The 23,469-nt window shown below is 43.7% G+C and carries 21 protein-coding genes, 1 pseudogene and 1 riboswitch; of the genes and pseudogenes, 21 read left to right on the forward strand and 1 reads right to left on the reverse strand.

What is annotated here, in order from left to right; genetic code table 11:
* The first annotated feature begins 4 nt into the window (after positions 1-4).
* From B6K08_RS07905 to B6K08_RS07970, 15 genes are all read left to right on the forward strand, one after another.
* On the forward strand, positions 5-853 hold the full coding sequence (locus B6K08_RS07905; protein WP_039211535.1) for a 4Fe-4S binding protein: 849 nt from the start codon (positions 5-7) through the stop codon (positions 851-853).
* Positions 853-1,011, forward strand: a complete 159-nt coding sequence (locus tag B6K08_RS13760; protein ID WP_159446733.1) for a hypothetical protein — start codon at positions 853-855, stop codon at positions 1,009-1,011. Before B6K08_RS07905 ends, B6K08_RS13760 begins: the two co-directional genes overlap by 1 nt.
* Positions 1,012-1,077: 66 nt before the next feature.
* Positions 1,078-2,682: a DUF4127 family protein gene (locus B6K08_RS07910; protein WP_080325864.1), complete on the forward strand. Its 1,605-nt coding sequence runs from the start codon at positions 1,078-1,080 to the stop codon at positions 2,680-2,682.
* 138 nt (positions 2,683-2,820) lie between these two features.
* Positions 2,821-3,417, forward strand: coding sequence for a DivIVA domain-containing protein (locus tag B6K08_RS07915; RefSeq protein ID WP_159446734.1), 597 nt, complete (start codon positions 2,821-2,823; stop codon positions 3,415-3,417).
* Positions 3,410-3,895 carry a signal peptidase II gene (lspA, locus tag B6K08_RS07920; protein ID WP_052211762.1) on the forward strand — a complete coding sequence of 162 codons (486 nt, stop codon included), beginning with the start codon at positions 3,410-3,412 and terminating at the stop codon, positions 3,893-3,895. The genes B6K08_RS07915 and lspA overlap by 8 nt, the downstream gene beginning before the upstream one ends.
* Positions 3,873-4,793 (forward strand): RluA family pseudouridine synthase, encoded by a 921-nt coding sequence (locus B6K08_RS07925; RefSeq protein ID WP_039206060.1) that lies wholly within the window; start codon positions 3,873-3,875, stop codon positions 4,791-4,793. The genes lspA and B6K08_RS07925 overlap by 23 nt, the downstream gene beginning before the upstream one ends.
* Before the next feature lie 28 nt (positions 4,794-4,821).
* A complete protein-coding gene (gene pyrR / locus B6K08_RS07930) occupies positions 4,822-5,373 on the forward strand; it encodes a bifunctional pyr operon transcriptional regulator/uracil phosphoribosyltransferase PyrR (RefSeq protein WP_039206059.1) in 552 nt (183 codons plus the stop codon).
* Between the two features lie 233 nt (positions 5,374-5,606).
* Complete coding sequence (locus tag B6K08_RS07935) at positions 5,607-6,455, forward strand: DUF3737 family protein (RefSeq protein ID WP_039206058.1); 849 nt, start codon at positions 5,607-5,609, stop codon at positions 6,453-6,455.
* A gap of 32 nt (positions 6,456-6,487) precedes the next feature.
* Positions 6,488-7,891 carry an MATE family efflux transporter gene (locus B6K08_RS07940; RefSeq protein WP_080325866.1) on the forward strand — a complete coding sequence of 468 codons (1,404 nt, stop codon included), beginning with the start codon at positions 6,488-6,490 and terminating at the stop codon, positions 7,889-7,891.
* Positions 7,888-9,066 (forward strand): MalY/PatB family protein, encoded by a 1,179-nt coding sequence (locus B6K08_RS07945; RefSeq protein WP_080325867.1) that lies wholly within the window; start codon positions 7,888-7,890, stop codon positions 9,064-9,066. Before B6K08_RS07940 ends, B6K08_RS07945 begins: the two co-directional genes overlap by 4 nt.
* 20 nt (positions 9,067-9,086) lie before the next feature.
* Positions 9,087-9,509 (forward strand): ATP-binding protein, encoded by a 423-nt coding sequence (locus B6K08_RS07950; protein ID WP_143254871.1) that lies wholly within the window; start codon positions 9,087-9,089, stop codon positions 9,507-9,509.
* A 60-nt stretch (positions 9,510-9,569) separates the two neighbouring features.
* A complete protein-coding gene (locus B6K08_RS07955) occupies positions 9,570-9,869 on the forward strand; it encodes an STAS domain-containing protein (protein WP_080325869.1) in 300 nt (99 codons plus the stop codon).
* 82 nt (positions 9,870-9,951) lie between these two features.
* Positions 9,952-12,159 (forward strand): SpoIIE family protein phosphatase, encoded by a 2,208-nt coding sequence (locus B6K08_RS07960; protein WP_080325870.1) that lies wholly within the window; start codon positions 9,952-9,954, stop codon positions 12,157-12,159.
* Between the two features lie 23 nt (positions 12,160-12,182).
* Positions 12,183-14,036 (forward strand): condensation domain-containing protein, encoded by a 1,854-nt coding sequence (locus B6K08_RS07965; RefSeq protein WP_080325871.1) that lies wholly within the window; start codon positions 12,183-12,185, stop codon positions 14,034-14,036.
* A gap of 95 nt (positions 14,037-14,131) precedes the next feature.
* On the forward strand, positions 14,132-15,016 hold the full coding sequence (locus tag B6K08_RS07970) for a DUF6033 family protein (protein ID WP_080325872.1): 885 nt from the start codon (positions 14,132-14,134) through the stop codon (positions 15,014-15,016).
* Between the two features lie 87 nt (positions 15,017-15,103).
* On the opposite strand, the gene B6K08_RS07975 is transcribed toward B6K08_RS07970, so the two are convergent.
* Entirely contained in the window at positions 15,104-15,595 is a 492-nt protein-coding gene (locus B6K08_RS07975) for a hypothetical protein (RefSeq protein ID WP_080325873.1), read from the reverse strand.
* 151 nt (positions 15,596-15,746) lie between these two features.
* Positions 15,747-15,858, forward strand: a riboswitch (SAM riboswitch).
* Between the two features lie 118 nt (positions 15,859-15,976).
* On the opposite strand from B6K08_RS07975, the gene metK reads away from it, so the two are divergent.
* The 6 genes and pseudogenes from metK to B6K08_RS08005 form a co-directional block, all read left to right on the forward strand.
* The gene (gene metK / locus B6K08_RS07980) at positions 15,977-17,164 is read left to right on the forward strand and encodes a methionine adenosyltransferase (protein WP_039206050.1); all 1,188 of its coding nucleotides are present in this window, start codon (positions 15,977-15,979) and stop codon (positions 17,162-17,164) included.
* Between the two features lie 203 nt (positions 17,165-17,367).
* Positions 17,368-19,191: a translational GTPase TypA gene (typA, locus tag B6K08_RS07985; protein WP_039206049.1), complete on the forward strand. Its 1,824-nt coding sequence runs from the start codon at positions 17,368-17,370 to the stop codon at positions 19,189-19,191.
* A gap of 212 nt (positions 19,192-19,403) precedes the next feature.
* Positions 19,404-19,868: a cell division protein SepF gene (locus tag B6K08_RS07990; RefSeq protein ID WP_027397020.1), complete on the forward strand. Its 465-nt coding sequence runs from the start codon at positions 19,404-19,406 to the stop codon at positions 19,866-19,868.
* A gap of 165 nt (positions 19,869-20,033) precedes the next feature.
* The gene (gene greA / locus B6K08_RS07995; RefSeq protein WP_039206048.1) at positions 20,034-20,507 is read left to right on the forward strand and encodes a transcription elongation factor GreA; all 474 of its coding nucleotides are present in this window, start codon (positions 20,034-20,036) and stop codon (positions 20,505-20,507) included.
* A gap of 57 nt (positions 20,508-20,564) precedes the next feature.
* Positions 20,565-22,031, forward strand: coding sequence for a lysine--tRNA ligase (gene lysS / locus B6K08_RS08000; protein ID WP_143254875.1), 1,467 nt, complete (start codon positions 20,565-20,567; stop codon positions 22,029-22,031).
* A gap of 80 nt (positions 22,032-22,111) precedes the next feature.
* A pseudogene (locus B6K08_RS08005) lies at positions 22,112-23,443 on the forward strand (PTS transporter subunit EIIC); the annotation flags it as partial.
* Positions 23,444-23,469: the final 26 nt, after the last annotated feature.

Below are 23,469 nucleotides of genomic sequence, written 5' to 3' on the forward strand. Positions count from 1 at the left end.
GGGTATGGGCTTCACCTTTGGCTTCCGCCGCAGATTCGTGCAGATAATGACGACATGTCTCACCAACTGGGAACTAACCAACCTGCTTTCTGGGAAAATCTACAAAGGGCCGGGGAAAAATCTCTGTGCTCCGGGGCTGAACTGTTACTCCTGTCCCTCGGCAACACTTTCTTGTCCAATTGGTGCCTTGCAGACTGTGGGAGGAACCTCAGGCTTTGGCATAAGCTTTTATGTCAGCGGCTTTCTTTTGTTGCTGGGAGTGGTGATGGGACGGTTTGTGTGCGGATTTCTCTGCCCATTTGGTTTTTTCCAGGAATTGCTGCATAAGCTTCCCTTGCCTAAGAAGAAATTGTTTCCACCATTGATATATGGCAAATATATTATTTTGATGTTTTTTGTTTTACTGGTTCCCTTATGGGGCGGTGCTTATGACAATAAAGGGATACCAGCTTTTTGTGAGTATATTTGTCCAGCGGGGACTTTGGAAGGTGCTGTTCCGCTTTTGCTGACTCACCCGGAATTTAGACAGGCTGCCGGAATGCTGTTTGCCTGGAAATTTCTGCTTTTAATTGGTGTGGTAATCGGCTGTATGACGACCTACCGCTTTTTTTGCAAGGCCCTTTGTCCATTGGGGGCTATTTATGGCTTAATGAATCCAATTAGTCTTTATCGGCTGCGCTTGGCAGAGCAGCGTTGTACAGCATGTGGTATATGCCGTGGGAGCTGTCCTATGGATATTAATCCTGCCCGGCAGACTTCTTCTGCTGAATGTATAATGTGCGGTAAATGTATAGAGGCCTGCCCTCATAATGCTTTGTATTTGGGCAGGGAAAACAAGGAGAGATGTTGTTGATGTTAAAGAAAATTTTATTGCTGTTGACAGTCAGCTTGTTGCTATTGACGATGCCGGTATTGGCAGCAGATGATGCTCCTTCAGAAAATGACAATTCAAATGCTGGGTATAGTCAAAGCGATGAATGCCAGGGCGGTGCCTGCAGCTGGAAAAGATAATGTAGATAATAAGCCTTATATAAATTGGAGGAAGGCTTCAGATTTGGATTAACAGGGGATTTTATTATGAAAATAAATTTGAAAATTATTATGCTGTTGGCACTAACAATGGTGCTTTCAGTGGTATCGGGCTTTACCCCGGCAGCAGCTTCTGCTGTGGACAGTGGTAAAATTCTGTTTGTGCCTTTGGATAACCGTCCAATAACGGATAAGGAAACCCGTCAGGTGGCAGAAAAGCTGGGGTATGATGTGGTGGTTCCACCGGATACTTTATTGGGAACTAGAGAGCAGCCGGGCAACCCGGATGGCCTTTGGCAGTGGCTGAATAAAAATGCCCCTGGAGCAAAGGCTGTTGTGGTATCAACTGATGCCATGATTTATGGCAGTCTTGTGGCTTCCAGAAATCACGAATTAACTCAGGATACCATAAATGAACGGGTGGAGCGTTTCCGTTCTTTCCACGAAAAACATCCGGGCTTGCCTATATACGGATTTGGTACTATTTTGCGTACCTTGCTGTCTGCCACCCATTCCGGCAATGGAATGGAGCCTGCTATTTATCAGCAAAATGCTGTAATGCTTCGTGATTACAGCGCCCTTCGTGATAAAGTGGAAATGGGACAGGCTACCAAAAAGGAAAAGCGGGAGCTTGACAAGCTTACAAAGGATATTTTGCCGGCAGCCATGGAGGATTGGACCCATCGTCACGGACTAAATTACAATGCCAACAAGGCACTGATAGATTTAACTGGCCAAAATGTTTTCTCCTTCCTGTTTTTAGGTGGTGACGATTCTGCTCTTTATTCCCAGACCCATTACGAAACCCGGCATTTACGGGAACATGGAAAAAATGTTGGCAAGACGAAATTACAAATAACCTCCGGGTCAGATGAGCTTGGTATGGTTATGATGTGCCGGGCCATTTGTGATGATAAGAGGGATATTCCATTTATTTATACCACCTATAATATGGGGAAGGGCCGCAATACCATCCCTAAATATTGTAATGAAGAAATTGGCAATGATGTGGACAATACCATTGTGGCTGCCGGCGGTATGCAGGTGCCAGCCCCGGAACGGGCTGAGCTTGTAATGGCTGTAAATACCAATCCTGATGGCAATACTCTGGAGGCCAACAGCACGATTAACACAACTAAGCCACGGAAGGGAACTATGCACTTCGTTAATTTGGTAAAGGACCTGGTAAATAAGGGATATCCTGTTGCAGTGGCTGATATTGCTTATGGAAATGGTGCAGACAACGCCTTAATGAACGAACTGCACAAGGAAGATTTACAGTTCAGGCTGTGGGCCTATGGCGGCTGGAATACGGCTACAAATACTACTGGATTCCTCATTGGTACAGGCCTTCTGACCAAATGGATGGATAAACAGTCACGGGAAGAATTGATGCTTATCCGCTATCTTGATGAGTGGTGTTATCAATCCAATATCCGCCAAAAGCTTGGTGCTGCTGTTTGGGCTCATCCTGGTTACAGCCAAAGCACGGGTAATCTGGATGGTGCCCGTGATTTTGTCTCTCAGCAGGGAACAGAATGGATGAAGGAATTCGCTCAGCAAAATATTAATTTGCCGGCAAATTTATCTCTCAAAAATCTGCGCATAACAAATCCATGGAACCGCTTGTTTGAGTGTGATATTGATTTTTGAAAAATGAATTGTCAAAAAACAATATTTTGATGTAAAAATTTAGGGGCATTTTAGTCTAATGCCCCTATTTTAATGTTAAAAAATATGCTAAAATATACGGTGGTTTTATTATTAATTATTGTTTTTAGGGGGATAAAGATGCTTACACCGGTAGATATACATAATCAGGAATTTAAACGCAGCTTCCGTGGCTACGATATAGATGAAATAGATGATTTTCTTGATCAGGTAGTTAATGACTATGAGAAGCTGTTCCGTGAAAACAGCCAGCTGAAAAAGGAAATTGAGCTTAATGAGAAGGCTCTTACCCAGTATCATCAGCTGGAAAAGAACCTTCAGGACACTCTTTTGGTGGCCCAGCGCACTGCTGATGAGGTTACCAATACGGCCAATACCCGTTCCGAGGAAATCCGGGCAGCGGCAAAGCAGGCCAGTGATAACATTATCCGTGCTGCTGAAATCGAGGCAAAGCGTCGTCTGGAGGATGCAGCCCAGAAGGTGCGTGAGGCCGTTACAGAATATGAGCGTATCGTAAGCGAAAAGCGTCAGTTTATTGCCAAGATGCGCAACACCTTAAAGACCGAGCTGTCACTTCTCGAGGATGCGGAGCAGCAGTTCCCGGATAAGCAGGAGTCTCAGGTATTGAAGAATGTAAACATCGAGATTGGCACAAAGACAGATGATGTTCAGGAGTTGGAAGCATCTGAAGAGGTTGCTTCAGAGGAAAATGAGTAAGAGGTTTTTGGAGGCAAGATTGATACCTGTAGGATTAGGTTTAATTGTTTTTATTATAGATCAGCTGGTTAAGAGTTATGTTACTGCTTACATGGAATTAGGACAGTCTATTCCGGTTATTAAGGATTATTTTTATATCACTTATGTTCTTAATCCGGGAGCAGCCTTTGGAATGTTTGCCAACCAGCGAATGATGTTTATTATAGTGGCAGTAGTTCTCTGTGCTGTAGTATTTTATTTCCGTAAGCAGCTGGCCAGGGAATCCATGATGATGAAATACGGTGTCAGTCTGTTGGCAGGTGGTGCCGTGGGAAATCTTTATGATAGATTGCAAAGCGGCTTAGTGGTAGACTTTTTCGATTTTAGGGTGTGGCCTGTATTCAATATTGCAGACATCGCAATATGTGTAGGGGCTGCCCTTATAGTTATGGATATTTTCTCCAGGAGGAAAGAGAATGACACTGACCTTCAAGGCTGATACCGACAATGAACGCCTGGATGTGTTTCTCACCAGAATGCAGCCGGATTTTTCCCGTTCCCATGTACAAAAGCTGGTGGCAGATGGCTGTGCTGTTGTTAATGGTAAAGTCAGAAAGGGTAATTATCGTCTGCATTTGGATGATGAAGTGGAGCTGTCAGTTCCTGAAGCAGAAGCAGTGGAGATTCTGCCAGAGGATATTCCTTTGGATATTCTTTATGAGGATAATGATATTATTGTAATCAACAAGGCCCGTGGCATGGTGGTTCATCCTGCTGCGGGGATAAATTCCGGGACCCTTGTAAATGCCCTTATGTATCATTGCCAGGATCTTTCGGGAATAAATGGGGAAATCCGTCCGGGAATTGTGCATCGTCTGGACAAGGATACCTCTGGCGTAATGGTGGCTGCCAAAAATGATAGGGCCCATATAAGCCTGGCAGAGCAGATTCAGGAGAAGACTGCCCATCGTGTGTATAATGCCATTGTTTGGGGAAATATCAAGGAGGAAGCGGGGATTATCCGCGGCGATATTGGACGTCACCCGACTGACCGCAAAAAGATGGCTATTGTGCAGGAAAACGGCAAGCCTGCTACAACCCATTTTAAGGTGCTTGAGCGTTTTGGGGATTGTACCTTTATCGAATGTCGACTGGAAACAGGGCGAACCCATCAGATAAGGGTTCACATGACTCATATTGGCCATCCGGTAGTAGGGGATCCTAAATATGGTGCCACCAGACATGGCAAGGTGAAAGGGAATTTTTCAATTCAGGGGCAGGCCCTTCATTCCATTAGTTTGGAGCTTACCCACCCCACCACTGGTGAACGTATGACCTTTACTTCTCCATTGCCTGAGGACATGGAGAAAATATTAAAAAAGCTGCGTAGTCATTGATATATTAAATATTAAGGGGATGAATAGGATGACAACTTTTATTGACAAGACGGTTCTTATGGATGAGCAGGCCATGCATCGTGCCTTGGTTCGTATAGCCCACGAAATTCTTGAAAAAAATAAAGGGGTAGACAATATTGTGTTGGTTGGTATTCGTTCCCGTGGTGTGCCCTTGGCTGAACGGGTAGCCGATGCCATTGAAAATATTGAGGGCAAGCGTCCGCCTGTAGGCGTGTTGGATATTACCCTTTATCGGGATGATTTGTCTATTCTGTCCTATCAGCCTATTGTCAGGCCAACCACCATGCCGGTGGATATTGACAACAAAATTATTGTCTTGGTGGATGATGTGCTGTACACTGGCCGCACCATTCGTTCTGCCCTGAATGCCATAATTGATATGGGCCGTCCAAAATCAATTCAGCTAGCCGTTCTTATTGACCGTGGTCATCGTGAGCTGCCTATAAGAGCAGATTATGTGGGCAAAAATGTCCCTACCTCCTCTAAGGAATCTGTTAATGTAAAGGTTGTGGAGATAGACGACACCGACCAGGTGGTACTCCGTCAGGAAAAGGAATAAAATAGTAGATTTAGCCGTCCGAATAGTATATGTGTTCAGAATTTTGGATACATATCCATGGACGGCTTTTTAATTGGATAAAATAAAGGAATTTTACTACCGGATGTAGAAAACCGATAAGTGGGATTTTCATGTAATTTTCATTCTGATTTGGTTAGATAATCCAGAGTGTTTTACTCGGAATTAAAAAGAATTCTTAAAAGAGATTCATATATGTAAATGGAGGCAAAGAGATGAAAAAAATTAATGAGCAGAGACTTACCGGTGAGAGAGCATTGTTCATGGGTAAGGATTTGGAAATAAAGAACTGTATTTTTGCTGATGGAGAGTCACCATTAAAGGAGAGCCAAAATATTCATATTGAAAATTCCAGCTTTCAATGGAAGTACCCTCTGTGGTATAGTAAGGACGTTACTGTAAAAAACAGTGCTGTCTTTGAAATGGGCCGGGCCGGTATTTGGTATACTGACAATGTTTCCTTTGAGGATGTGCTCTTTGAGGCCCCAAAGGGCTTCAGACGTTGTGATGGCATTAAGCTAAATCATGTGAATTTCCTAAATGCTGACGAAACCCTGTGGCATTGCAATAATATTGAGATGAATAATGTTTCTGCCAAGGGTAACTATTTTGCCATGGACAGTAAAAACATAAAGATTGATGGATTTAATCTGGCGGGGAATTATTCCTTTGATGGCTGTGAAAATGTGGATATACGCAATGCCAAGATGATATCAAAGGATGCCTTTTGGAATTGCCGAAATGTAACCGTTTATGACAGCTATATTTGCGGTGAGTATATTGGCTGGAATTCTGAGAACGTAACCTTTGTTAATTGCACTATAGAAAGTAATCAGGGGTTATGTTATATGAAGAATGTTACCCTGAAAAATTGTCGATTACTTAATACGGATTTGGCCTTCGAATATGTTTCTGATATTGATGCAGAAATTACCACCAAGGTGGTCAGCATCAAGAATCCAATTTCCGGCCGAATTAAGGCTGTAGGTGTGGAGGAGCTTATCTTTGATGATCCTGCCATTGACAAGGATGCCACTGAACTGGTTTTTACAGATAATAAATAATATAGAGAAATAGTTTACCAAGGAATGTTTTAATGAATATAATAAGTGTAATCCATAATGAAAAAGAACTGCATTGGCGGCAAATGCTAAAGTGCGTATGGAGCCTCAGTATTCCAGCAATGCTGGCTCAAACAACATATATTGTTATGGAATACATAGATGCTGCCATGGTGGGAAGCCTTGGGGCAGCAGCCTCTGCCTCCATAGGCTTGGTGGCACCTGTATTGTGGTTTTTATATGGTATAGGAATGGCAACTGTTCAGGGCTTTTCCGTTCAGGTGGCCCAGTTTATTGGAGCCAAGAAGCTACTTTATTCCCGTGACACCTTTAGACAGGGGCTGATATGTGTCACGGCTTTTGCTGTACTTATATCCGTAATAGGTGTATATATAAGCCCGTATTTGCCGGGATGGCTTGGAGCTACTCCTGAAATTTATGTGGGGGCGTATGATTACTTTCAGGTGTATATGTTTGGTATGCCAATTGTTATGCTGCGTATTTTGTCTACTGCCATGCTGCAAAGCTCCGGCAGTATGAAATCAGCCAGCTTCTTTAACAGTATAATGTGTGTGCTGGACATAGGCTTTAATGCCCTGTTTATCTTTTCCTCCGGTTATGTTGCCATATTGGGGATAGATGTGTGGTGGCCCGGCTTTGGCCTTGGTGTTAAGGGAGCTGCTTTGGGTACAATTACTGCTGAGGGGGTCACAGCCTGTATTTTGTTATATTTGGCGATGCTTAGGAGAAAATATACCCGTCAGAAGGATGGTATGAAATGGAAGCTTACCTGGGCATGTCTGAGGGATGCTTTGAAAATTAGCTGTCCTATAGCTCTTGAACAGGGAGTTCTCACGGGAGCCATGATTGCCATGATGATTATTGTTGCGCCTTTGGGCACTGTGGCCATTGCCGCAAACTCCTTTGCTATAACGGCAGAATCCTTTTGCTATATGCCGGGATATGGTATAGCCATTGCAGCAACCACCTTGGTGGGGCAAAGTATTGGTGCTCAAAAAAAGAAATTTGCAAAGGGCTTTGCCTGGTTTTCCTTGGGAACCGGCATGTTTACCATGGGAACCTTGGCTGTTATTATGTATGTGTTGGCTCCGGAGGTATTTGCATTCTTGACACCGGTGAAAAATGTCCAGGATTTGGGGACTGAGGTATTGCGTATTCAGCTGTTGGCTGAGCCACTTTTTGCTGTATCTATAGTGGGAGCAGGTGCCTTGCGTGGAGTAAGGGATACCCTGTTTTCCAGTGTTATGAATCTGGTAAGCGTATGGGGTGTTCGCATCCCTATCGCATTATATTTGGTTGGTATTTACGGACTGCATGGCGCATGGACCGCTATGTGCCTTGAAATATGTTTTAGAGGGTTACTTTTCCTGGTTAGAATCTATAAACAAAAATGGGAAAATAGGGGGGCAATGGAGTGAAGTACGATTTTGACAAGGTAATTAATCGGCGTAACACTAATTCTCTAAAGTGGGATGTGGAGGAAAATGAGCTGCCGATGTGGGTGGCGGATATGGATTTTCCTGCGGCAGCTCCAATTATGGAGGCAATTCAGGAGAAGCTGCAGGTGGGTGCCTTGGGGTATTCCATAATACCGGAGGCGTGGAATGAGGCCTACGTTACATGGTGGAGAGAACGCCATAATTTCCGTATTCAATCAGAATGGCTGGTATTTACAACAGGGGTATTGCCTGCAATTTCTTCGGCGGTGAGAAAGCTCACCAGTCCAGCGGAAAAGGTGCTGATTCAGACACCTGTTTATAATAACTTTTTTAACTCTATTGTGAATAATGGACGCTTTGTGGTAGAAAGTCCTCTTAAATACAACGGAAAAAACTATTCCATGGACTTTGAACGGCTGGAGGAGGATTTATCCGATCCTCAGGTGAGTCTCATGATTTTATGCAATCCGCAAAATCCTTCCGGACACTTGTGGAGCAGCTATGAGCTGTTTAAGGTGGGGGAGCTTTGTGCCAAATATAATGTGACGGTGATTGCGGACGAAATCCACTGTGATCTCACGGATCCGGGAAAGGAATACACTCCGTTCGCCTCTGTATCCGATACCTGCCGGGATATCAGCGTAACCTGTATGGCTCCAACCAAAACCTTTAATATTGCGGGGGTAAATTCAGCGGCGGTTATGGTACCAAATGATTATTTGCGTCATAAAATGTGGCGGAGGCTGAATACTGACGAGGTGGCTGAACCTAATATTATAGCCGTTGAGGCCACTATAGCTGCCTTTAATCATGGGGCGGAATGGCTTGATCAACTTCGGGAATATATCTATGAAAACAAGAAGGTATGTCAGGAGTATATGGAGAAGAATATTCCTGATGTATATATGGTTCCTTCGGATGCTACTTACCTTTTATGGCTTGATTGCTCCAGTTTCTGTGAAGATTCTGTGGAGCTGATGGAGTTCATACGGAAGGAGAGCGGTTTGTATTTGTCTGAGGGGGCAGAATATGGTGCTGTGGGCAGACAATTTTTGCGGATGAATATTGCCTGTCCTAGGTCAGTATTGATGGATGGTTTGGAAAGACTGAAAAATAGCATAAAGTCATATATAAAATCCAAATTTGGTGAATGATTTATTGCGGAGGGGATTTTATGGACTCACAGGATAACAAGAAACTTGTTATTGAGGCGACACTGGAAAATTTAAGTAAAGTTAATGATTTTGTGGAGGAATTTTTAAAGGAGAAGGAGTGCTCCCCTAAAGTCAGAATGCAGCTGGAGGTTGTGGTGGAGGAGATTTTCACCAATATAGCCAACTATGCCTATGGTGATGATGCTGGAAATGTTACTATTGAAGGCTGTCTTGAAGACGATGCTGCTAAATTCAGATTGAAATTTATGGATCATGGAGTACCTTACAATCCGCTGAAGCAGCCGGATCCTGATATAACGGCAGGGGCTAACGAAAGACCCGTTGGCGGGTTGGGAATATTTTTGGTAAAAAATAATGTTGACGATATATCATATCAGCATGAAGATGGACAAAATATTCTTACAATTGTTAAAGTAATTTAACAGTAGTACAATGATGTAGACAGGAATAGTGCTGATATAGTTGAAAGGGGAAATAGTTTTATGGAAATCAAAAAGGAATTAACTGGCAATAAATTAAAGATTTCACTGGAGGGCCGTCTGGATGCGGTGTCTGCAGGGGATTTGGACAAGGTTATTCAAAACGACCTTAACGGTATTGATGAACTGACTTTTGATTTTGCTGCTCTTGATTTCGTAGCCTCTGCAGGACTTCGCGTATTGTTGGTGGCTCAGAAACGCATGAACAAGCAGGGTACTATGAAAATTTTCCATGTTAACGAAGATGTAATGGATGTTTTGGAGATGACAGGATTTTCAAATTTCCTGGATATTGTAGACTAAATTATTTAGATATATTATTTGTGTGTATAAAACTTCCGTTTGAGATGCGGTGTTTTATTAAAAACACTAAAGGTGATTTTATATGAATGAGAAGATATACTCTTTATGGTTCTTAAAAAAGGGCAGTATACGAAATAGGGTATTTCGTCTTATACTTTTGGGCAGTATGACCATATTGGTGGTTATGGGGCTTTTGGTGGCTTATGGGCTCTATACCATGGACAGTGTTTTTATGACTCAAAGTGACCAGCTTACTGTTACTTCTGCAGGCTATATAGAAAACGTAACCAGTCAGCAGATAACCGGTCGCCTTACGGATGTGGCTCAGACCCGTGCTCTTGCTATTGAAACAGAGCTTTCGGGTATAACCAATGATACAAATTATTTGGCATACGGAGTTGAAAGTGTAATTAAAAATCCTGAATATTTTGCGGAACGCAGTTTGCCTGATCCAAGATTTCAGAAGATACGACCGGGAGAGGTGTATATCCATCGAGGTGCCAAGTTGCAGGCTTCGGGTGTTTCTCCTTCCTTGCGGCATGAAATTGGCATAATGTCCAATGCTCTTTCTTATATTGCGCCTATGGCCAAACAATATAATCAGTTTGAATCGTCTATATTTATAGGCTCCAAGAACGGATATATTATTGCAGCGGATAATGCACCGGGCAAAGAGTATATCAATATGACGGAGGAATTTCTGACTACCTATGAGCCTACGGAGCGTGGCTGGTATAAGAATACAAAAGAACGTGGCACTATTACTTTTAATGATATATATGTGGGTGCCGATGGCTATCCCAGCTTTACCTGTTCAGCACCATACGAAGATAATGACGGCTTTGCGGGGGTAGTGGCTATTGCCTGCTCTGTAAAATCCATTTCAGATATACTCGATAATTCCCTTATGGGCAAATCCGGTATCAGCTTTGTGTTAAGTGACAAGGGAAAGATAATGCTTTCCACAAATCATGAGGGGCTCATGAATGATGTTGATGGGAAGGATTTACAAAAAGACAGTAGTGATAGTCTGGGTGATGCAGTAGAAAAAATGATGTCCGGGGCCAGTGGTTGGCAGATTGTGGAAATGGATGGTCAAAACTATTTTCTCGCCTATGCTCCTATGAAAAAGTTAAAGTGGAGCTTTGGTACTATTATAGCCATAAATGAGGTTATGACTCCTGTGCAGACTGCCCGCCAGCATATTGTTGACCAAGTCGGCAGCTTTAAGGATATGATGAATAGTCAGATGGTGAAATTTGCGCTGGTGGCTATAATTAGTATATGGTCTGCGCTTGTAATGCTTTTTAATATAACCTCTTGGCTTACCAACAGATTTGTTGAGCCAATTAAGGAACTTACTGATGGAGTAAGGGAAATTGCCGCCGGTAATCTGGAAAAGAAGATTGCCATACCTACCAGAGATGAGCTGGAGACCCTGGCCAATGCCTTTAATAATATGACAGATAAGTTGCAAAACTATATGTCGAATCTAACCAGGGTAACCATGGAAAAGGAGCATATAGCCACTGAGCTGGCAGTAGCCACCAATATTCAGGAAAGTATGCTGCCCCACACATTCCCCTTTGCACCAGAGCATACGGAATTTGATATTTATGCCACTATGCAGGCAGCTAAGGAAGTCGGTGGCGATTTCTATGATTTTTATATGGTGGATGACGAGCATTTGCTCGTTACTATTGCAGATGTTTCCGGGAAAGGAGTACCGGCTGCATTGTTTATGGTTATTGCCAAGACAATGCTGAAAAACTCTGTTCTGTCCATGGAGGGTGAAAGGGATTTGGCTGCTATAATGGCCAGAACCAATGATCAGCTTTGCCAGAACAATGATGCCATGATGTTTGTAACTGCATTTATGGGCATATTGAACCTTACTACAGGAAAGTTTAACTATATTAATGCTGGACATAATCCACCAGTATTATATAAAGCTAATGAAAACAGATTTGATTTTATGCCTGTGGCGCGGAATTTTGTCATGGGTGGTATGGACAATATCGAGTATAAAAGCCAGGAACTGACTCTCTGCAAGGGAGACAGGCTGGTGCTGTATACTGATGGTGTTACAGAAGCCCTTAATTATTCCAAGGAGCTTTTCGGTGAAGAAAGATTACTGGATACGCTTAATAAAACAACTAAAAGTGAAAATAGTGCCCAGAAGCTTCTTTTGAAATTAGAGCAGGTACTAAAGAATTATGTTGGCCATGCGGAACAGTCTGATGATATTACTATGCTGGCTCTTGTCTATAACGGACATGAAATGGCGTGATTTCATAAGGGGATGGGGTTTTTATGGCAGAAAAAATGTTATTTTCAAGCCTGCCCACGGAATACAAGGCTTCTTTAGTTGAGCTGTACAACCAGCAGGAAAATGTTTTGGCGCACAATATCAAATATCTGCGGGAGCTTTCAACTGAGGAAAAAGGAGTTTTCAGTACAAAAGGTGGGTCAGCTCCTGTTGGCTCGGTGCTGCAAATAATCTATAAAATAAGCGGTAAGCTTTTGCCGTTACATTTTAATGTGGCAGTGGACAGAGCGTTTGTACAGGAAGACATATTGAGGACCAACTATGTCCTGATTAATGGCATGATGATGGCGGTGGTCAAGGAGAAGCGGAATCCTCCTCTTGAAATCGTTTATCATAATCTGAAGGATTTGAGTGATGATGAGTTGGATGTTGAGCTGCAAAGAAATATTGCGGCTGATAAACGTCTTGGCTTTGATTTGACCAATGGACAGCTGGTGCGCTTTTCTGTATTTAATACAGGGGAGGATGAATATGCCATAATCGTTACCACTGTTGAGGCAGTGGCCCTTAAGCTGGATTTTCACAGAATTTTCAGGGCAGCATTAAAGCTGCCTCAGCCAGAGGATATATACAAAATTGTGGATGCCGTGGTGGGAGGCAATGGAGTAATGACTTCACCGGTAAAAAACTACTGGGAAAAGATGCTCAGTGATTTACCGCCCATGCCTAAAATTCCCCATTTGAATCCGCAGCCAGCAAAGGGGAAGTACAGTGAGGAAGCGTATTTGGTCTATGTTCCTCGTGATATATTGTCAGATTTGCGAAGTAAAGCAGAGTCAAATAAATTATTGTTGATGTCCATGCTGCAGACAGCCTGGGGCTTATTGCTGCAGCAAAGCAATTCCGTCAACAATGTGAGCTATTGTCTTTTGGTGCCTCAAAAGAAGAAAAGCATTCCAGGGGCACAAAGTCTGGTACCGTTTTTGCTTAAAGCAGAGGATAATCCTACTGTAAAGACAATGGTAAATAATGCATTTAAGCAGTTTGTAGTTTCCCAGCCCTATGCTTCCTTGGGGCGGGAGGATATTATTAATCTGCTGGGCAAGCATAGTGAGCCCTTTGACCATTTTCTGAATTTCTATGATTTTCTGGCGGAGCCTAAGCCATATTCCAAGGTGAAGGGAACCGGGGATGGTACCATTGTCAGCCAGAAGCACTGGGATGTGCGGGATGTTATTTTGGATGTTTCCTTCCGCAATGAAGGGAATCAGGTGATAATTTCCGTTGATTACAATGGAGAGGCTTATCTGCAAAATGATATCGCTATTTTGCTAAAGCATTATCTGCTGGTATTGCAGCAGATGCTGACGGACTGGAATGAGCCCGTTGAATACTTCATAGAACGGCTGAAAAAGCGTTGGGAGGTTAAATTTCAGGAGCTGGATGAATCTCAGGAGGACTCTCGGTCCATTATACAGGATGCCCTGTCCAGAATTGCCCTATTCCAGGAATGCGAACAGGGAATTATTCAGCTGTTTGTTCTTGGGGCAAAGCTATATACCAAATTTGAGGGGGACCGCATATCTGAGCATGAGGTTGAAAACCAGCTGGTATTCGTATTGTCAGGAAAAGTGGCCCGCAGTATAGAATGTGGTGATGGCTGGTATAACACTTTGGATATACTAAAGGGAAACAGCTGGATAAATGAAAACGTAATGCTGCCAAAGCATAAGGTGAAGATTTCAGCAGAGGTAATTACTGAGCAGGCTACAATACTGGTTGTGCCTTTGGTAAATTTGATGTCTACCCTTAAGAAGTCGCCTCTTTTAGCAAAAAATATTATTTATCATGTTATGAGGCAACTGGAAAAATATCAAAGATTGTGGATACAGTCATGACTAATTAAGTATAACGAAAGTGCTGTCGATAAAAGATGTAAGATGAGTACTCCAATAAGAAAAGGATTTCGTATCGGTCAAAGGAGGAAATGACGATGGCAAATATGATTAATCGGTCACTTGGCTTCTCTCCCCTGAAGAATATGGGGGATATTGGCAAGCAAAAGGCAAAGGGCAAAGGCAGTGATATTCAAAATAAGGTGAGTAAGGATTTTGATGTTTCTTTCACCACTGATGGCAAGCTTTTGGCAGCACAGGAAGCAAAGCAAAAGAAGGATGCACCTATTCAGGAGGTTGCTGAAAAGAAGTGGAATGTAACCCCTGAAGAAGAAAAGCTTTCTCCGAAGGCCCAGGAATTTTTGGCAAAGCTTCGGGAAAAGTACGGTGATTATGAGTTCCTCATTGCTGATAATGTGGACAACCCGTTAGATATTGCCGGACCAAGTGACAAAAGTTATTTTGTGATGTTTTCTACTGCGGAAATAGAACGTATGGCAGAGGATGAGAGCTATGCCAATGAAGTAATGGGCAAGGTTGATTCCGGCGTAAGTACCCTAAATGAGCTTCAGGAAAGCGGGGAGCTTGGTGAAGGGGTGCAGTTCAGTCGTCTGGGGATTTCGTTTGATGATGAAGGCAATATGAAGCTTTTTGCAGAGCTGGAGAAGTTTACTGAAAAGACGGAAGAAATTCGCCAGAAAACCATGGAAAAGAAGGCTGAGGATAAGAAGGCGGCTAATCGTGACCATACCAAGGCTCCACCTCAGCGTCCAAGGGTTCCTTCCCATCAGGAGCTTACTGAGGCCATAAAAGAAAAGGCAGACAATAGTGCATACGCACCTGAAAATGTGTTGAATCTCCTTAAAACGGAGAAAGCCCAGGAAGATGCGCAGGAAAAGTCCCCTGCCAAGACTGTTCGCTTGGAAGCAGCTTCCGTTGAGGAGCTGATGGAGCTAATAAAAAACATTAATTGGGATGAGTAATTTTTAAAATTAAAAAGTCTGTGCTGGTAAGATGAGTAAATCATCTGACTGGCACAGACTATATTTTTGCAATTTGATTAATAATTATTATGATTTGGTAAGAATGGTATACAGTACCAGCTGAAGGGCAGCTACGAACTTGGCCACGGCGGAAATGGTATTAATGAAATCCATATCCCTCTCGGTCATGCGCATGAATCTCTTTAAAACATCATCCCTTATATTTGGTATCCTGAGAGCAGCTGCAATCTTCATGGTCTGTCTGAAGGACACAATCTGATCGATGAAGAAAACCAGCACAAAAGCCAAGAACAGGAGAATTCTGGTATAAAAATTCTCCTCCATGGTATAGGCGTAGGTATAAGTGAGATAAAAGCCGATGATATCCAATACCATAACTGCCAGAAAAAGAGTGACCATGGTCTTGCCTACTGCGGTGGGAGTCATTGTACGGCACATATCCACCAGTTCGTTGTGAATATCATCCCGTTCCTCATCACTGGAGCTTATAAGAACCTTATATAGTGTATACCCGTTGAACAAAATCCAAAATATTGCAAAAGCGTTTACAATTTCCATTGTACGACTCCTTTGAGTTATCCCTTTGATTATTACATTATATCAAAAATTTATGAAATAATACAGCTATTAACCATTATGGGCCTATAATCTTAAAATGTCTTGACTTTTTTATAGGGATAGAATATCATAATTGAGTAAACTGAATATGGACTCATCAAGAGCAGTGGAGGGACTGGCCCTGTGAAGCTGCGGCAACCATTGATATGCTTGAATATCAAAACGGTGCTAATTCCTGAAGGCTGTTGGCCTTAAGATGAGAGATTTTATAAGCTCTCTCTTTGAAGAGGGCTTTTTTTATTTTGTAATTTCTTTTGCACATAAAATAAGGTGTTTTCATATTTCAGGAAATGAATTCTTTATTTTTAAGGAGGCGTTTAAATGGCTAAGCGTTTATTGTTTACTTCTGAGTCTGTTACTGAGGGCCATCCTGATAAAATTGCAGACCAGATTTCCGACAGCATTCTTGATGCTATTCTTGAGCAGGATCCAATGGGTCGTGTTGCCTGTGAGACCATGGTAACCACTGGTCAGGCTCATATTGCCGGTGAGATTTCCACCAGCTGCTATGTAGATATTTCCAAGATTGTTCGTGAGACTATCCGTAATATTGGTTATACCCGTGCAAAGTTTGGCTTTGATGCCGATACCTGTGGTATTCTCATTTCCCTTGATGAGCAGTCTCCTGATATCGCTCAGGGCGTAGACAAGGCTCTGGAGGCCCGTGAGGGAGATATGAGTGAGGAGGAGGCAACTGGTGCCGGCGATCAGGGTATGATGTTCGGCTATGCTTGCAATGAGACCCCTGAGTTTATGCCAACTCCTATTGCTTTGGCACATCGTCTGTCCCGTCGTTTGACTGAGGTTCGCAAGAATGGTACTCTGCCATATCTCCGTCCTGACGGCAAGACCCAGGTTACTGTTGCTTATGAGAATGGCAAGCCAGTTGCTATTGATACCATTGTTATTTCTACCCAGCATGACGAAAAGGTTAGTCTGGAGCAGATTCGCAAGGATCTTATTGAGCACGTTGTAAAGCCAGTTATTCCAGCTGAGCTTCTCAGCGACGATACCAAGTATTTCATTAACCCAACCGGCAAGTTCGTTATTGGCGGTCCTCAGGGTGACTGCGGTCTTACTGGCCGTAAGATTATCGTTGACACCTATGGCGGAATGGCCCGTCATGGCGGTGGTGCATTCTCTGGTAAGGATCCAACAAAGGTTGACCGTTCTGGTGCCTATGCAGCCCGCTATGTGGCAAAGAATATCGTTGCAGCCGGTCTGGCTGACAGAGCCGAGGTTCAGCTGGCTTATGCCATCGGCGTAGCCAAGCCTGTATCCATTATGGTTGATACCTTTGGTACTGGCAAGGTGGATGACCGTACTCTGGAGGAGCTGGTTCAGAAGAACTTCGATTTGCGTCCTGCTGGAATTATCAAGATGCTGGACCTCCGTCGTCCAATCTATGCTCAGACTGCAGCTTATGGCCACTTCGGCCGCACTGATGTGGATCTTCCTTGGGAGCACACTGACAAGGCTGATGCACTGAAGGCTCAGGCTGGTGTCTGATATATTTGAATACTGATTAACTAACTAAGTGGGGCACAAAAAATTGTGCCTCATTTTCTGTTAGTATCAAAAGGTTTCTATATAAAAAGTAATTGACAATAGAAAGCGTCTATAATAATATTAGTATGCTGAAATTTAAGATGAAGTTATTGTGAGGGGAGCGTTGGACTCCTTTTTCTATGTATGGGAGGAATTTTAATACTATGAGTAAGAATGAAAATTTGAGAAATATCGCGATTATTGCTCACGTAGACCATGGTAAGACTACATTGGTAGATGCAATGCTGCAGCAGAGCCACATTTTCCGTGAAAATGAGCAGGTTGCAGAGCGCGTAATGGACTCTGGTGATCTGGAGCGCGAGCGTGGTATTACTATTCTTTCCAAGAATACAGCAGTTATGTATGAGGGTACCAAGATTAATATCGTTGATACCCCGGGCCATGCTGACTTCGGTGGTGAGGTACAGCGCGTACTGAACATGGTTGATGGTGTAGTTCTGTTGGTTGATGCCTTTGAGGGCCCAATGCCACAGACCAAGTACGTTCTTCGCAAGGCTCTGGAGCAGGGCCTTAAGCCTATCGTTGTTATCAACAAGATTGACCGTCCGGACCAGCGTGTAGATGAGGTTTATGATGAGGTTCTGGAGCTGTTCATGGAGCTGGATGCTGATGATGATCAGCTGGATTTCCCTTGCATTTATGCCACTGCCCGTGATGGTATTGCCAAGTACAGCATGGAGGATGACAACGATAATCTGACTCCTCTCATGGAGACCATTGTTAAGGAAATTCCTTGCCCACAGGGTGATGCAGATGGTCCTCTCCAGATGATGGTTACAACCTTGGAGTCTGATGAGTATGTTGGCAAGCTGGCAGTAGGCCGTATTATTCGTGGCAGCGTAAAGCCAAACCAGTCTGTAGTTTTGCTTAATGGGGATTCCCAGACCAAGGCTAAGATTGGTAAGGTGTATACATATCAGGGCCTGAGCCGTGTAGAGGTTGAAGAGGCTAAAATGGGTGAGATTGTTTGCCTCACCGGCCTTGGCAATGTAAGTATTGGATATACAGTAGCAGATGCCGAAAATCCTGAGGCATTACCTACTATTAATATTGACGAGCCAACTCTGTCCATGACCTTTGGTGTAAATACCAGCCCATTTGCAGGTCGTGAGGGTCAGTTCGTTACCTCCCGTCATCTTCGCGATCGCCTTTATAAGGAAGTGGAGACCAATGTTTCCCTTCGGGTTGAGGATACCGATTCCGCAGATGTCTTTAAGGTTAGTGGCCGTGGTGAGCTCCATCTTTCCATCCTCATTGAGACCATGCGTCGTGAGGGCTATGAGCTTCAGGTTGGTAAGCCTGAGGTAGTATATAAGGAGATTAACGGACAGAAGTGTGAGCCAATGGAGAATCTTACTGTTGAGGTTCCTCAGGAGTATATGGGCACTGTTATGGAGTCCCTTGGAACCCGTAAGGCAGAGCTGGCCAACATGACTGAGGTTTCCGGCTATATGCGTATGGAATTCCTTATTCCTGCCCGTGGACTTATCGGCTTCCGCAGTGAGCTTTTGACCAATACCAAGGGCAATGGTATCATGAACCATGTATTCTCCGGCTATGTACCATACAAGGGCGATATCCCGGGCCGTACCCATGGTTCTCTGGTAGCCTTTGAACAGGGCGAGACCACCGGTTATGGTATCTACAACCTTCAGGATCGCGGTACCATGTTCATTTCCCCGGGACAGGCTGTATATGAGGGCATGATTGTTGGTGAGAACTCCCGCGATATCGATATGGATATTAATCCATGCAAGGCAAAGCATGTTTCCAACATGCGTACTTCTGCATCTGATGAAGCTATAAGACTGACTCCGCCTCGTATTTTGAGCCTGGAGCAGGCCCTTGAGTATATTAACGATGACGAGCTGGTGGAGGTAACTCCAGACAGCATTCGCCTTCGCAAGGCCATTCTTGATAAGGTTGTTCGCGGCAGAGCAAGTAAAAATGCTCGTAAAGAAAGCTGATAATGGCTTTTGCTGACAGCTTCTTCATAGGTCTAAAGACTCATTTTTGAAAAAAATAAAAATATTTGCAAAAACAGCAGGACAAAACCTGCTGTTAGCGAATATAATAGAAAGTACCCCAAGTTGGGTTTATTATCAAGAACTTATTTTTTATTTATTCCATTCTATTTATTTTAATGATTCTGGACTTATATTAATGGAGGGCGGACGTTGTGAGTATTCTGAAAAAACTGGAAGACTTCTTCGCACCGGTTGAGGTTGAAGATGAACTGTTTGTTGATGAGGAAGAGGTGGTTGAGGAACAGGTTGAGCGTAAGGTTGTAGGGGGTAGCACTGCTGCAAGTGCTGTTAAGCCAGCTCCAGCACCTGTAAAGAGACCTAATCTTACCTTGCACACCAATAACAGCCATCGTGCTGCTGAAATGAAAATTAAGATTTTCATGCCACAGCGTTTTGATGATGTTCGTGAGGTTGCTGATGCTTTGAAGGCTAAGAATTCAGCTATCGTTAATTACGAGCGTGTGGAGCTTCCTGAGCAGCAGCGTATTTGTGATTTCCTGAATGGTGTTTGCTATGTTCAGGATGGTTTCGTTCATCGTATTTCCAATACCATGGTTCTTTATGCACCAAATGGTGTTGAAATTAACGAGATGAAGTCTGTAGCTGCTACATTGTAATATTTGGTATTTTTTGAGGCTGTTGCGCTAGTAACAGTCTCTTTTAGCTTGCTGCTGTGATTGACAAAGAGCAGGTTTTTACTTATAATATTCTAGTAAATTTTGTATTTTATGTGAGTGCCCCATGCGGCACTCATTATTTATTGAGTAAAGGAGTTTTTAGTAATGGCAGACAAGAGCGTACTTCTTACCGCAGACGGTTTGAAAAAACTACAGGAGAAACTTGATCATTTAAAAAGTGTAAAACGACTTGAGGTAGCTGATCGTCTGAAAGCTGCTATTGCTCTGGGTGACCTTTCCGAGAACTCCGAGTATGATGATGCCAAGAATGAGCAGGCTTTCCTGGAAGGCGAAATTGCTGAGCTGGAGGAAAAAATACGCCATGCCAAGATCATCGAGAATAGTGCTGACAGCAATGTAGTTTCCATGGGTTCCAAAATCGTATTGAAGGATTTGGAGTTTAATGAAACTGATGAGTATCTGCTGGTAGGCTCCACCGAGGCAGACCCTGATGAGGGCAAGATTTCCAATGAGTCCCCAGTGGGTGCGGCTATTATTGGCAAGTCCGTAGGTGAGGTCGTAGAGGTTCATGTTGGTGAGAACATCATCAATTATGAAATCATGGAAATTAAGCACTAATAAATAGGAGAATGTAAAGTGGCAGAAAATAAGGAAAATGCTCCTGTTCAGCAGGATATGAATGAATTGTTGAAGGTACGCCGTGATAAGCTGGCAGCCTTCAGAGAAATGGGTGTAGCTCCTTTCGGCCATCGTTTTGAGGTTTCTCATCATAATGCTGCAATTTTGGAGCAGTATGCAAATCTTGAAGGCGAGGATGAAAGTGCAGAGGAAGTGACTATTGCCGGCCGTCTTATGGCTATCCGTGGTCATGGCAAGGCCAGCTTCTCTGTTATTATGGACCGCACCGGCCGTATTCAGATTTACTTCAAGCTTGACGTACTGGGGGAGGAGAAGTACAAGCAGTTTAAGCTCCTGGATATCGGTGATATTATTGGCGTAAAGGGTCATGTATTCCGTACCCGTCGCGGTGAGCTTACCGTTCGTGTAGATGACTTTGACCTTCTTTCCAAGTCTCTCCGTCCGCTTCCTGAGAAGTTCCATGGCCTCACTGATACCGAAATTCGCTATCGTCAGCGCTATGTGGATCTTATTATGAACCCTGAGGTTATGAATACCTTTGTGGCTCGTACCAATATTATTAAATCTATCCGTAATTATCTGGATTCCCGTGACTTCCTTGAGGTTGAGACTCCAGTATTGGGTACGATTGCTGGTGGTGCAGCAGCACGTCCGTTTATCACCCATCATAATACCCTTGATCTTGATATGTACCTCCGCATTGCAACTGAGCTTAATCTGAAGCGCCTTGTTGTAGGCGGTATGGAGCGCGTATACGAAATTGGCCGTGTATTCCGCAACGAGGGCATGGATGTACGCCATAATCCGGAGTTTACTTCCATTGAGATTTATCAGGCCTATGCCGATTATAATGATTTGATGGATGTTACTGAGGGCATTGTTCGTGATGCAGCTATGGCTGTTTGTGGCAGCCTCCAGGTGGATTATCAGGGTACCACCATTGATTATTCCAGCTTCAAGCGTATCAGCATGAATGATGCGGTTAAGGAGGCTACCGGCAAGGACTTCCTTAGCTGTGAAACCGTGGAGGAAGCCCGTGCTATGGCTGACGAAATCGGTGTTCCTTACGAGAAGCGTTTTGGTATCGGCGGTATTTTAAATGCAGCCTTTGAGGAAAAGGTGGAGGAGACCCTCATACAGCCAACCTTCATTACTGGTCATCCAACTGAGATTTCCCCACTGGCTAAGCGCAATCCTGAGGATCCTCGTATTACTGACCGCTTTGAGTGCTTCGTATATGGTCGTGAGCTGGCTAATGGCTTTACTGAGCTCAATGACCCTATTGACCAGGAGGGCCGCTTCATGGATCAGCTTAAGGCCCGTGAAGATGGTGATGATGAGGCTCACATGATGGACCGTGACTTCATTACTGCCCTTGAATATGGTCTGCCACCAACAGGCGGCTTGGGCATCGGTGTGGATCGTCTGGTAATGTTCCTCACAGACAGTGCATCTATTCGAGATGTCCTGCTGTTCCCAACTATGAAGCCTTTGGCTGAATAAGTTAATATTATTCGGGACAATTTGTTTTTTCGGAGCTGTTTCTTGTGATACAGCTCCTTTTTTATGAGAGTGTGTGTAAAATGAAAAATAAAATTCTTAGTACGTTGCGACGGATTGGGCAAAGTTTTATGCTTCCAGTTGCAGTTATGCCAATTGCTGGTATTCTGTTAGGTATTGGTGCATCTTTTACAAATCCGACCACCATCAGGAGCTATGGACTTGAACCTATACTTGGCGATGGCACGGTGCTGCATTCACTGTTGATGGTTATGAGTGCTGCAGGGGGAGCCATTTTCGGCAACCTTCCTATTATCTTTGCCGTAGGTGTGGCCATTGGTATGGCAAAGGCTGAGAAGGAAGTTGCGGCCCTGGCTGCCATGATTTCCTTTTTCGTTATGCATGTTTCATGTAACGCAATGTTGCGAATAACAGGGAGAATTCTGACTGACGGCTCTATTGCACCTGGGGTACTGGAAGGAACCATTGCACCAAGCTGTGGCATTATGTCACTGCAGATGGGGGTATTTGGCGGTATCATCGTGGGAATTGGCGTTTCCGTGCTGCACAATCGCTATTATAAGATTGTTCTGCCGTCTGCCCTTTCCTTCTTTGGGGGCTCCAGATTTATTCCGATTATATCAACGGTGGTATTTCTGTTTGTAGGTATTATAATGACCTTTATCTGGCCCTTTGCCCAGGATATCATCTTTTGTCTTGGCAATGTGGTTACGGGAACAGGTTATATCGGTACCCTGATTTTCGGTATCGTAAAACGCGCATTGATTCCATTCGGTTTACATCACGTATTTTATTTGCCATTTTGGCAGACCGGCGTGGGAGGAACCATGATGGTGGATGGCCAGCTTATCCAGGGTGGTCAGAACATCTTCTTCGCTCAGGTGGCTTCCACTAATGTTGAACATTTCAGTTCTGATGCTACCCGTTATTTTTCTGGTGAGTTTATTTTTATGATTTTTGGTCTTCCAGGGGCCGCTTTAGCTATGTACCGTTGCGCCCGTCCTGAAAAGAAGAAGGCTGTGGGCGGTTTATTGCTCTCTGCAGCCCTGACTTCCATGCTGACCGGTATTACAGAACCGATTGAGTTTTCCTTCCTGTTTGTAGCTCCGTTGCTTTTCGGTGTACAGGTTATTCTGGCCGGTGCAGCCTACATGATTGCTCATATACTTAATATCGCAGTTGGTCTTACCTTCTCCGGAGGTTTTCTGGAATTGTTAATCTTTGGTATTATGCAGGGAAATGATAAGACTAGCTGGATGCTGATTATCCCGGTTGGTATTATTTACTTTTTCCTGTATTACTTTTCCTTCTATTTCCTTATCAAGAGGTTTGATTTCAAGACTCCGGGCCGTGAGGATGATGAGGAGGAGACCCAGCTAAACAACAAAGATTATACTGAAGCCTGATGGAATGGCGGAAC

Source organism: Anaerovibrio lipolyticus DSM 3074, assembly GCF_900141865.1.
GTDB classification, from domain to species: Bacteria; Bacillota; Negativicutes; order Selenomonadales; family Selenomonadaceae; genus Anaerovibrio; species Anaerovibrio lipolyticus.

Excerpts from the sequence above, each read along its gene's own strand:
- B6K08_RS07965 (WP_080325871.1), top strand. The coding sequence starts at position 12,183 with ATGGCAGAAAAAATGTTATTTTCAAGCCTGCCCACGGAATACAAGGCT.
- lspA (WP_052211762.1), top strand. The coding sequence starts at position 3,410 with ATGAGTAAGAGGTTTTTGGAGGCAAGATTGATACCTGTAGGATTAGGT.
- B6K08_RS07970 (WP_080325872.1), top strand. The coding sequence starts at position 14,132 with ATGGCAAATATGATTAATCGGTCACTTGGCTTCTCTCCCCTGAAGAAT.
- greA (WP_039206048.1), top strand. The coding sequence starts at position 20,034 with ATGGCAGACAAGAGCGTACTTCTTACCGCAGACGGTTTGAAAAAACTA.
- B6K08_RS07975 (WP_080325873.1), bottom strand. The coding sequence starts at position 15,595 with ATGGAAATTGTAAACGCTTTTGCAATATTTTGGATTTTGTTCAACGGG.
- B6K08_RS07905 (WP_039211535.1), top strand. The coding sequence starts at position 5 with ATGGGCTTCACCTTTGGCTTCCGCCGCAGATTCGTGCAGATAATGACG.
- B6K08_RS13760 (WP_159446733.1), top strand. The coding sequence starts at position 853 with ATGTTAAAGAAAATTTTATTGCTGTTGACAGTCAGCTTGTTGCTATTG.
- lysS (WP_143254875.1), top strand. The coding sequence starts at position 20,565 with ATGAATGAATTGTTGAAGGTACGCCGTGATAAGCTGGCAGCCTTCAGA.
- B6K08_RS07935 (WP_039206058.1), top strand. The coding sequence starts at position 5,607 with ATGAAAAAAATTAATGAGCAGAGACTTACCGGTGAGAGAGCATTGTTC.
- B6K08_RS07940 (WP_080325866.1), top strand. The coding sequence starts at position 6,488 with ATGAATATAATAAGTGTAATCCATAATGAAAAAGAACTGCATTGGCGG.
- B6K08_RS07925 (WP_039206060.1), top strand. The coding sequence starts at position 3,873 with ATGACACTGACCTTCAAGGCTGATACCGACAATGAACGCCTGGATGTG.
- pyrR (WP_039206059.1), top strand. The coding sequence starts at position 4,822 with ATGACAACTTTTATTGACAAGACGGTTCTTATGGATGAGCAGGCCATG.
- B6K08_RS07950 (WP_143254871.1), top strand. The coding sequence starts at position 9,087 with ATGGACTCACAGGATAACAAGAAACTTGTTATTGAGGCGACACTGGAA.
- B6K08_RS07910 (WP_080325864.1), top strand. The coding sequence starts at position 1,078 with ATGAAAATAAATTTGAAAATTATTATGCTGTTGGCACTAACAATGGTG.
- typA (WP_039206049.1), top strand. The coding sequence starts at position 17,368 with ATGAGTAAGAATGAAAATTTGAGAAATATCGCGATTATTGCTCACGTA.
- metK (WP_039206050.1), top strand. The coding sequence starts at position 15,977 with ATGGCTAAGCGTTTATTGTTTACTTCTGAGTCTGTTACTGAGGGCCAT.
- B6K08_RS07955 (WP_080325869.1), top strand. The coding sequence starts at position 9,570 with ATGGAAATCAAAAAGGAATTAACTGGCAATAAATTAAAGATTTCACTG.
- B6K08_RS07915 (WP_159446734.1), top strand. The coding sequence starts at position 2,821 with ATGCTTACACCGGTAGATATACATAATCAGGAATTTAAACGCAGCTTC.
- B6K08_RS07960 (WP_080325870.1), top strand. The coding sequence starts at position 9,952 with ATGAATGAGAAGATATACTCTTTATGGTTCTTAAAAAAGGGCAGTATA.